The 9,843-nt window shown below is 58.5% G+C and carries 8 protein-coding genes; 7 read left to right on the forward strand and 1 reads right to left on the reverse strand.

Features of this window, described 5'->3' with window-relative positions:
- Positions 1-61 precede the first annotated feature (61 nt).
- Entirely contained in the window at positions 62-364 is a 303-nt protein-coding gene (locus tag EOA79_RS11125; RefSeq protein ID WP_127214219.1) for a hypothetical protein, read from the reverse strand.
- 183 nt (positions 365-547) lie between these two features.
- On the opposite strand from EOA79_RS11125, the gene EOA79_RS11130 reads away from it, so the two are divergent.
- From EOA79_RS11130 to EOA79_RS11160, 7 genes are all read left to right on the forward strand, one after another.
- A complete protein-coding gene (locus EOA79_RS11130; protein WP_245322444.1) occupies positions 548-1,726 on the forward strand; it encodes an AraC family transcriptional regulator in 1,179 nt (392 codons plus the stop codon).
- Positions 1,727-2,315: 589 nt separating this feature from the next.
- Positions 2,316-2,930 (forward strand): DNA ligase, encoded by a 615-nt coding sequence (locus tag EOA79_RS11135; protein WP_095825597.1) that lies wholly within the window; start codon positions 2,316-2,318, stop codon positions 2,928-2,930.
- Between the two features lie 376 nt (positions 2,931-3,306).
- Complete coding sequence (locus EOA79_RS11140) at positions 3,307-4,956, forward strand: EAL domain-containing protein (protein WP_127335366.1); 1,650 nt, start codon at positions 3,307-3,309, stop codon at positions 4,954-4,956.
- 154 nt (positions 4,957-5,110) lie between these two features.
- Positions 5,111-5,632, forward strand: a complete 522-nt coding sequence (locus EOA79_RS11145; RefSeq protein ID WP_095825703.1) for a ubiquinone biosynthesis methyltransferase UbiE — start codon at positions 5,111-5,113, stop codon at positions 5,630-5,632.
- A complete protein-coding gene (locus tag EOA79_RS11150) occupies positions 5,629-6,807 on the forward strand; it encodes a class I SAM-dependent methyltransferase (protein ID WP_095825596.1) in 1,179 nt (392 codons plus the stop codon). Before EOA79_RS11145 ends, EOA79_RS11150 begins: the two co-directional genes overlap by 4 nt.
- Positions 6,804-9,170: a SpoIIE family protein phosphatase gene (locus tag EOA79_RS11155; RefSeq protein WP_095825702.1), complete on the forward strand. Its 2,367-nt coding sequence runs from the start codon at positions 6,804-6,806 to the stop codon at positions 9,168-9,170. Before EOA79_RS11150 ends, EOA79_RS11155 begins: the two co-directional genes overlap by 4 nt.
- A gap of 1 nt (position 9,171) precedes the next feature.
- Positions 9,172-9,732: an ATP-binding protein gene (locus EOA79_RS11160; RefSeq protein ID WP_206639237.1), complete on the forward strand. Its 561-nt coding sequence runs from the start codon at positions 9,172-9,174 to the stop codon at positions 9,730-9,732.
- Positions 9,733-9,843: the final 111 nt, after the last annotated feature.

The following is a 9,843-nucleotide window of genomic DNA, read 5'->3' on the forward strand; positions in this document are numbered from 1 at the left end:
CTTTGCGGCGGGGCCTTGTCACCGAGGCTTGAAAAGATGTTGTCCCCAGCTTCTAGTAACGTTACTCCATGCTCGGCGATTGTGTTGTCAATAATCCCAAAATCTGTGCGCAGTCCCGAGATCTATATTGGCCGACCCGCATGAGCTGGTAATAGTCTTGCCGTTTGTTGTCGGGTATACGGAAGCCGCGTCGAAAGTCAGCCGCCTCTTTCGGGGCGCGAGTGCAGCCAAGTTTGCTGGCGCTGACTTTCAAACTCGCCAGTGAGCATCCGAGCTTTGCCGCAATGTCTTTCAATGGCTCGTTGTTGACATATCCATCAAGAATTATCTTGCGGCGAGCTTCTCCTTTGACTTTTTCATTCATTACCTGGTCTCCTCAACGTCGCTTTCACGATGTCGGAATCTATAGGCGCCGGTCTGAAGTGTGTCGTTAGCCTTGTATCCAGAAACTTATCTCGGGATGCATTTCTTATTGTAACCCAGCGTGATCGACGATGCGGTCCACAGGCTTGCCAGATCCCGGGATACACCACATGATTGCGGGGGCATGGGCATACCGGAATCGGATATGGCACCACGCGCGATGGACGCTAAGGAGCAAGACGAGGCGCATACCGGGCCTGTACCGGAGCGCGAGCGACGGCGTTGGCCTCGCGACGTTCAACCCGACAATGAGGCGGCTCGGCCAATCGCGCCGGCACTGGAACCGCTGTCCTTTTCAACGCTCGAACTGGCAGCAGAGGATCAATTCCCCGCTTGGCAAGCGCATGTGGCACCGCTTGTCGAGGTCAGGCTGCCGGATGACAAATCGCTGGACGACGGCTTCCCCGCAGCGCACAAGGCTTGGAATCTCGGCGGCATGCTGATCGTCGAACAGCGGACGCCGGCGCACAGTTATATCCGTTCCGCCGCAAAGCTTCGGTCCAGCTCGATCGATCATTGGTATGTCGTCTTGCCACATACCGGCCGGTCGTGGACGGAGGTCAATCGCCGTGTCGCGGAGGGCCAGCCGGGCAAACTTGAGATCAGGTCGCTAGGCTACCCGTTTCGCGGGAGGATGACCGAATCCGAAAGTCTCGTTCTATATTTGCCGCGTGATTTGTTCGCCGACGCGGCGGCAACCCTCGACGCAAACAACAACTCAATTCTTTCCGGCAATTTTGCAAACCTTTTGATCGACTATGTCGACGGCATCGTATCAAGGCTGCGCAGTCTCACCGCTGACGACCTGCCTCGCATCGTACACGCAACCCGCAGCATGATCATTGCGTGCCTCGCGCCGCCGGCCGAACATGCGGCTGCGGCCGAACAACTGGCGAGTGTCGCGCTGATGGAGCGGGCCCGTCGATACGTCCAAAACAACCTGGAAGCGGCTCATCTGACGCCGGATTCAATGTGCCGGGCGCTCGGTGTTTCGCGATCTCGTCTCTACCAGCTGTTCGAACCGAGCGGTGGGGTGCTCCACTACATTCAAAGTCGCCGACTTTTAGCGGCCCATGTTGCGCTCAGCGATCCGGCGGACAGCCGGCGCATCGTTCAAATTGCGGAGGCCTTCGGGTTCAGTTCAGCGGCAAATTTCAGCCGAGCGTTCAGCAAGGAGTTCGGTTACAGCCCCCGCGAAGGGCGCAGGACGACGGTGTTGCCGCGCCCCGCCCACTCTGTTTCGCTTGGCGAGCACGAGAAGACCTCCTCGTTTGAAGGATGGCTCAAGGCGCTTGGAAGCTGATCTTAGCATCCGCGGCGGACGTTTCATCGGTATGCCCGGAGTGATACTGGATCCGGCGACAACCCTGGCGAGAGATGCCGTGCCGATCGAGATATGTACGCCCGGATAAGTATCTGGATGCGCAGCTAACGACAGCGCGGCCCTATTCGTAGATGTTCGCTGTGACTTAGCGGGGGCTCGGCACAGGCGGCAGGTTTCCAAGTTGGGGGGAATATCGCACCGCCTGTGCCGACCGCGCCGCCGCAAACCGTCAAAGGCGTAAGTCAGTCAGCGTGCCAAGGCCGGGGCGGCCGGCTGGTGTTCATTCCGCCGCAAAATAGCTTAGTGGGGGCTCGATGGCTTAGTGGGGGCTCGGCACAGGCGGCACAAGTTGGGGGACATCGGATCGCCTGTGCCGCTCGCGCTGCCGCTATCCGTCGAAGGTGTGGCGTAGTTGAGTAGCGTGCCAATGGCCGGGGGCGGCTGGCCGGTGTTCATTGCGTCGCAGAATGGCTTAGTGGGGGCAAGGCACAGGCGGCAGGTGTCCAAATGGATACCGGATCGCCTGTGCCGCTCGCGCCACCGCTATCCTGCAAAGATGGTGGCGTAGTTGAGTCAGCGTGACAAGGTCGACGACGAACGGCTGGAGTTCATTCCGCCGCAGATACCAACTCTTGTCGAGCGGCCGCCCGAAGATGAAGGGTGGGTCCACGAGGCCAAATTCGACGGCTACCGCACGCAAATCATCATTGATAAGAACGGCGCGCGTCTTTACAACAAGAACGGGCGCGACTGGACGACTAAATACTGGCCCATCGCGCTAGCTGTCGACCTGCCATGCCGGGCTGCCATTCTCGACGGCGAGGTGATTGTCTCAGGCGGGCGTGGCTCGCCCGGTTCTCCTGAGCTGGAAGCCGCGATCTGGAACGAGCCGAGCCGGCTGGTGTTCGTCGCTTTCGACATCCTCCATCTCGACGGTCGCAATCTTATCCCCTTACCCCTGCTGCAACGCAAGCAAGCGCTGTGGCGACTGGTTGAGCCTGGCCTCGGCAAGATCCAATACAGCGAGCATTTTGAGGGCGACGCGCTCGCGATCTTTCGCGCCACCGAGAAAACCGAGCTCGACGGCGTCATCTCGAAACGCGCCGATAGCCCCTACCAGAGCGGACCGTCGAAAACGTGGCTGAAAACCAGATTTTTGAGAAAGCCGATCTCGAAACACTAGGTCTGTGATCGAGCCCAGGCCGCGAATTCCGCTCTGTCCTGTGGATCGCAATATTTCGAATCACGCCGGGCGCGACGCCGATTATCTGTCAATTCGCGATTTATTAACAATGAATGAACGTCCATCGTGGAATAACCTGCCCGCCAATCACAGCGGAGGATCCATTGCAATTACAGCGCATGCACCGCTTGTTGAAATAGCGAGTTGAAAGTTTGCCAAGCTTGTTACTTATGCTATTTCTAAACTGGGGGACGCTAATTTTCACCGCCTACGGAGGTGGCTTTTGCGTTCAGAGGCATCAGGCGTCGGCACGCAGAATGAGGAGTCTTCCTCAAGCGATGGTTCACGTGCCGGCGAAGCGCTTCTCGCTAACCTGTTGGCGAATACGACCGAACTTCTATCGTTCTATGATAGCGACTTCCGCCTAACTCACTACGCCGCCAGGCTTAAACGCCTGTACGGAGGTGCGGTGGTGCCAGGCGCAGCCATTTGGGAGATCTATCCAGGCTTCCTCGATACGAGGTGCCGCGACGAATTTCTTCGGGTGTTCCAGGGCGGCTCTGCGGCAAGCATTGACCTGCCGCGATCATCGGGCGAAGCGCCCCGCTCCGTTTTCGTCTTCGGCACTGCAGATGGTGTGGGAATCATCGAATCCCGGGAGCAGGGGGAGCGCAGCGCGGCGCAGGAGCAGGAGCATATGATTCTGCTCCATCAAGCGACGCACGACGTGCTGACCGGACTGCAGAATCGGCGGCGATTCGGCGAGCGGCTGCAGCAAGCGCTGGCGGCCATCGGCGGATCTCAGCCAAAAGCCGCCCTGCTGCAAATCGATCTTGACGATTTCAAAGCGGTCAACGACACGCTCGGCCATGGGGCAGGCGACACGCTTCTGCAACTCGCGGCAGGTCGAATCCGCGACGCGCTGGAGGACGGCGAATCTGCGTACCGGTATGCCGGCGACGAGTTCGCCGTCATCCAATTGGGCAAGGAGCAGCCCGCGGAAGCCGAGCGCCTCGCCACATCGCTGGTCAACTCGTTCAAGGACCCTTTCGTCATCAACGGCATTCCCGTCTTCGTCGGTTCAAGTATCGGAATCGCTTTCGGGCCGGAGCACGGGACCGATGGCGAGCAGCTGATGAAAGCCGCAGATATTGCTCTTTACGCAGCCAAGACCGATGGTCGCGGCTGCGCTCGAACGTTCAATCGCTCGATGCTGTTGTTGCTCGAGCAACGCGAAAATCTGAGGCGCAGCCTTCGAACCGCGCTGGAGCGGGGCGAGCTTTACCTGGACTATCAGCCGCTCATCAGGCCTCCTTCGTCGGTGATTGGTTTCGAAGCGCTGCTGCGGTGGCGGCACCCCGAGATAGGAATCATTCCGCCCGGCGTGTTCATACCGATCGCCGAAGCGGACGGTCTGATGGACGAAATTGGACGATGGGTGCTCGAGCAAGCTTGTCGCCAGGCATTGGCGTGGCCTTCTGCGCTGACAGTCGCAGTCAACCTGTCGCCGGCTCAGTTCCTAAGCGGTTCGCTGACGGACACGGTCGCTCAGATCATCGACGCAGTTGGAATCCGAGCTGAAAGGCTTGAACTCGAGATAACCGAAACGGTTCTTCTTGAGAAGACTATCGACAATATAGATACATTGAATACGTTGAACGTCCTGGGAATACGAATCTCGCTCGACGATTTTGGAACATACTATTCATCCTTGAGCTACCTTAAGAATTTTCCGTTCGATACCTTGAAGATAGATCAATACTTCATCGCGGACCTGGAGACGGATCTGAAGAGTCAAACGATTGTGCGATCGATCATAAGTCTGGCGCACGGCCTGGGAATAAGCGTCACCGCCGAGGGGGTCGAGACGTCGGCGCAGGCACGGTGGCTGATCAAGGAAAATTGCGATTACCTGCAAGGCAATTTCATGGGACGGCCGCTCGGATCCGAGGCAACCGGCGATTTAATCAGGCGGTCGCCGGCGAAGGGGCTGGAAGCGATGGAGGAATCAAATCGGGCGCGCTAGCCACTTGCACCGTTTGTAAATCGGAGGGCTGTAAAAACGATCGAGCTAGATGCCGCGCAATGCGGGACTGGCTCATCACGAGGCGGTCAAATTTCCGTCCCGGAGTTCATCGTTCACCTGGGCTCAAATACGGATGGAATAGGAGAGGATGCGGATGGGATCTGTTCATCATGACTCGGTTGGCGAACCGACTTTTGAGCCGATGATCCAGATCGACATGGAAATCAAGACTTTTGTCTCCGCTTGGAAACACTGCGATTATGTCTCGACGTACATCGCCCGGATGATCAGTCAAAACAGATCAGACTCGGTGCGGCATTCGAATCTCTTTTCCTCTGCGTTCAACGAATTACTGGAAGTCGCCTTTCGTACCCGCCACGCCGACGGCGAACTGGCATGCAGGGTGTCTCGCTATGGCGCGACGGACAGGATCGAACTGACATTTCCCTGCATGCCGGAGGAGCGCCAATTCTACGAAGAAGCCGTTTCGCAAGTCGCGGGATTTGAGGCCAAGGAGCGATATCTCAATTCTGTGTCTGGGGATCTGGCGCCCAGCCGGGAGGTGGTACTCCTGGAACTGGCTGTCGACTACAACGCGGCACTCAGGGTCGAGGAAGCCGACGGCGATGCGATCACGCTCGTCGTGGATCTTCCGCTTGAGGGCCTGCAACATTGAGCCCTTACAACCTGCACGCGCGCTTCAAGGCGCAGTACGATGCGAACAACCAGGAGTTCTCAATATCTGGGGTGGTCCGGCCTCAGGCGATCGATGAGCTTGGGCCTAGCCTGGCATTGCTTCGCGATGCGATCGGCCGAGTACGCGGCGTTCTCTACGTCAATGTCAGGCGCTTGGCGCAGATGAACAACGCTGCATTTTACGCCTTTTCGAGGATCATCATCGATGCCTGTCGCGCTCGACCCGATCTCAAATTTGTTGTCATCACGTCGAGCGTCGTCGGATGGACCTCGCGAAAATTCGGTCGGCTGAGCGGAATCGAACCGAACATCACGGTCGAGGAGTATGACAGCGAATTCTATCCAGGGCAGGGCTTCCTCGAGGAAGGCGGGTTCGTTCCAATCCTGCGCACACAGACAAAGATGACCTGGCGCCACGAGCGTGCAATCCTGCCGCGGCATGGCATGAGACCCGGGATCGTTATGGCCGACATCTGTTGCGGGATCGGCGATTTCGCCGTGCTCGTGCACAAAGAGTTCCAGCCGTCGCGGATTGTCGCCCTCGACCACTCCATATCAAGCCTGGACTACGCCAGACGCGTGATGCGGGAGTTCGATATCCGGGGCATCGAATATACTTATGGCGATGCCTCGGAAATGCTGCTCGACGAGGAGCAGTTCGACTTGGTCACCTGCCGACATTCGCTTCAAATCTTCAATCGACCGGAACTCATCCTCAAGGAACTCTACCGCATATGCAAGCCAGGCGGGCGGGTCTACATCACCAACGAGAAGAATTCGCATTGCCTCGGCGAGCCGCGCGCCGAAAGCATCCGTTGGACATACAATGAAGTGGCGAAGCTGTTCGCGCATTTCGAAATGGACGTCGAGCTCGGGCCCAAGAGTCGCCGATATCTGATCGAAGCCGGATTCGACGACATACGTGTCGAGACCTTCACGGTCACCAACCTGGACGGAGATCCGCAGGACTTCGCCGATGTCATTGTAGCCTGGGCCGATGTGTATGCCGGCGAGATGGCCACCAAACGCGGCGACGGGCCGGAGTTCGTTGCACGGTTCCGGCAGGGCTTCCAGGATCACATATTCGCTGCGCTACACCCCAAGGGTTATGCGGGTTGGCCGATCTGGGTCGCATCGGGGCGAAGGCCGCAATGAAAGCCGACGATCAGCCTACACCGCGCTTCGGCCTGCGCTCCTTCCGGGCGAAATTCGTCTTGGTCGTCGGCGGCGCCGTGCTGTTTGACCTCTTGCTGAGCGGTGGCCTTGCGCTCTGGAACGTTCAAAAGCTGTCGCGCGACGCCACGTCGGAAGTCGGCGAGGGCCTGACCACCGCAAACCAGGAATACATTCGCTCCTATGCCGACTCGACAGCGTTAAGCGTCGACCTCCTGCTCGATCGAGTTCATGGGGACGTGAAGGCGCTGGCCGGCGTTCTGCAGGCCCAGACCGACCATCCGAGCCGGCAGCGACAGGTCGGAGCAACCCTTTCGCAGGAAACACCCGGCTCGGTGAAGGTCGTCTATGATGCGCAGGGCGATTGGGCGCAGAACCTGCCGGGCGCGCCTTCCGTGATTAGCGTCTGGGGCTACCTGCTGGGCGCCGACCACACGCCGCTGCCAAGCGTTGAGCGGGAAATCGAAGACAGTACCGTTCTGGATCTCGTCGCGCCGACCCTTATGGCCAGCGGATCGCCAAAACTGCAGATGTACTATATTGGTCCGAAGGAACGGCCGATCTTCAGGACGGTACCGTATACGGACCAGGCACAGACCTTCGACCGACTCTATCCGGGCCACAACAGGGCGGAGTTCTGGGAGTTCTTCTTTCCGGGGATCTATGGGTCGTGGCAGCAATGGGCGAGGGATCCAGCCTCACGTCCAGTCCCCGACGACATCACTCAGACAGCGCCCTACACCGATGCGATCACGGGAAAGCTGATCGTCAGTTTCTTCCACCCGCTGTGGACGCGCGACCGTACCGGTATCGCTGGTGTAGCGGGTGCAGACATCACTCTCGATCAACTCGCGGAAGTCGTCGAGCGCGTCAAGATCGCCGAAACCGGGTTCGGCTTCCTCACCATGTCGACCGGCAATGTAGTGGCGATCAATCCATCGGGCGAGGCGATCATAGGCCTGACTTCATCCAACGATGCGGGCACGCAGGGCGTCACCGGCCTGGAGAGGTCGCTGCGGGGAAGCACGCAGCCGGCCATCGCGTCGCTGCCGCTCGACCAGAACAATGACGGTGTCATTCAGCATATCATGCTCGACAACAAGGGCGAACACGTACCCTACATAGTTGTCCTCAAAAGATTGAAGCCGACCAATCTGTGGAGCTCGGGACCGATCAAGTCTGAAACGATGTCGGTCGGAATCGTCGTTCCAGAACGCGAAATCTATGCGTCCCTGGTCGCCGCGCAAAAGAGTATTTCTCGCGCGACCAATCGTATTCTGCTCTTTCAGGTCGCCGCCATCGTCGTTTCGCTTCTGATTGTATTTGCGGCAGTGCTCGGCATCTCGAAGCGGATCACGGCCGGCCTCAGGGCGCTTGCCAGCGCCGCCCAGAGGCTACAGTCCAAAGACTATTCGGTCCGTGTTCGCGTTCCAACGCGCGACGAGGTTGGAGCGGTCGGGGTCGCCTTCAACCGCATGGCCGAGCAGATCAGCTTTCACACAGAAAACCTCGAGCAACTCGTCGACGAACGCACCAGGGAACTCGGCGACGCAAATCAGGAGATTTCCGCGCTCAACGAAAAGCTGCGGGACGAGAACGTCCGTCTCGGCGCCGAACTCGCGGTCGCCAGGCAAATCCAGATGATGGTCCTGCCGAAACCGTTCGAACTCGAAGCGATTCCGGGGCTGGAGATCGCGGCGTACATGCGGCCGGCCGACGAGGTGGGCGGGGACTACTACGACGTCCTCCAGAACGGATCACGGGTCAAGATAGGCATCGGCGACGTGACCGGTCATGGTCTCGAGAGCGGCGTGCTGATGCTGATGGTCCAATCCGTTGCACGCGCGCTGCAGGAGGCCAACGAAGGCGATCCGCATCAGTTTCTGGTTCGTCTGAACAGGGCCATCTACAAGAACATCGAGCGGACGAACACCGACAAGCATCTCTCGCTGGCCTTTCTTGACTTTGAGGACGGGCGGGTAACGCTATCCGGCCAGCACGAGGACATTCTCGTCGTGCGTGCGGATGGGGACGTCGAACGCATCGACACGCTTGATCTGGGTCTGCCCGTTGGCCTGGAGAACGACATCTCGCAGTTTGTTGACACGCGAGACATCGTGTTCGGGAGCGGCGACGTAATCGTGTTGCACACCGACGGTGTGACCGAGGCGGAAGATGAAGACAGAAGACTGTTCGGGTTCGATCGCCTCTGCAAGAGCGTGCAAAAGCGCCATGGCAGGAGCGCCGAGGACATCAAGACCGGGATCATCGAGGATTTGATGGCTCATATCGGAATCCAGAAGATCCACGACGACATCACACTCGTGATCATAAGGCATACGTAGGATGACAGCGCTGTTCGGTACGCCTGACATTGCAATCGGGATGAAGGGGAGCGTCAGTCGCGTGCGGCTGTTCGACGGACCTCTCGACTTGAGTTGGCGTCATTGCGCCACGACCTCGGACTTCATTGCCGATCTTTTCGCGTTGCGCTTTCAGTCGTCGCGCAATGACTACATGGAGGTGCGGCATAGCATCGGATATCTGGTCAACGAACTCATCGAAAACGCCGTCAAGTTCCGCGCACCAGGCGAAATTGTGGTTGAGGCGTCGATGGATTCGGAGTGCTTCAAGCTGAAGGTGTCGAATGACGTCGATGGTGAAATCGCGTCCGAGTTCCAAAGCCTTCTGGCGGACATCACGGTTGGCGACCCAAAGGACCTGCTGATACAGCGGATTGAGGCGAATGCCGCGAACCCCGACGTGGGGAGCTCCGGGCTTGGATTGCTGACGTTGATGAGCGACTATGGCGCGCGCTTGGCCTGGATATCCAGCCCCGCCGATGAAAACGATCGTATTTGCCTGGAAACATATGCCTCCATTCCGATCTCGCCAACTCACAACTAGATGAAACGAAGCCAGATATGGAAATCAAGACAGACGACTACCGCGTGTGGACTGAGGGAAGCGATATCTTTTTCGACGGTGCCATGCGGCTTGCCAGTTCCGAGGCGGGTG

The organism is Mesorhizobium sp. M1A.F.Ca.IN.020.03.2.1 (assembly GCF_004023205.1).
Taxonomy (GTDB): domain Bacteria; phylum Pseudomonadota; class Alphaproteobacteria; order Rhizobiales; family Rhizobiaceae; genus Mesorhizobium.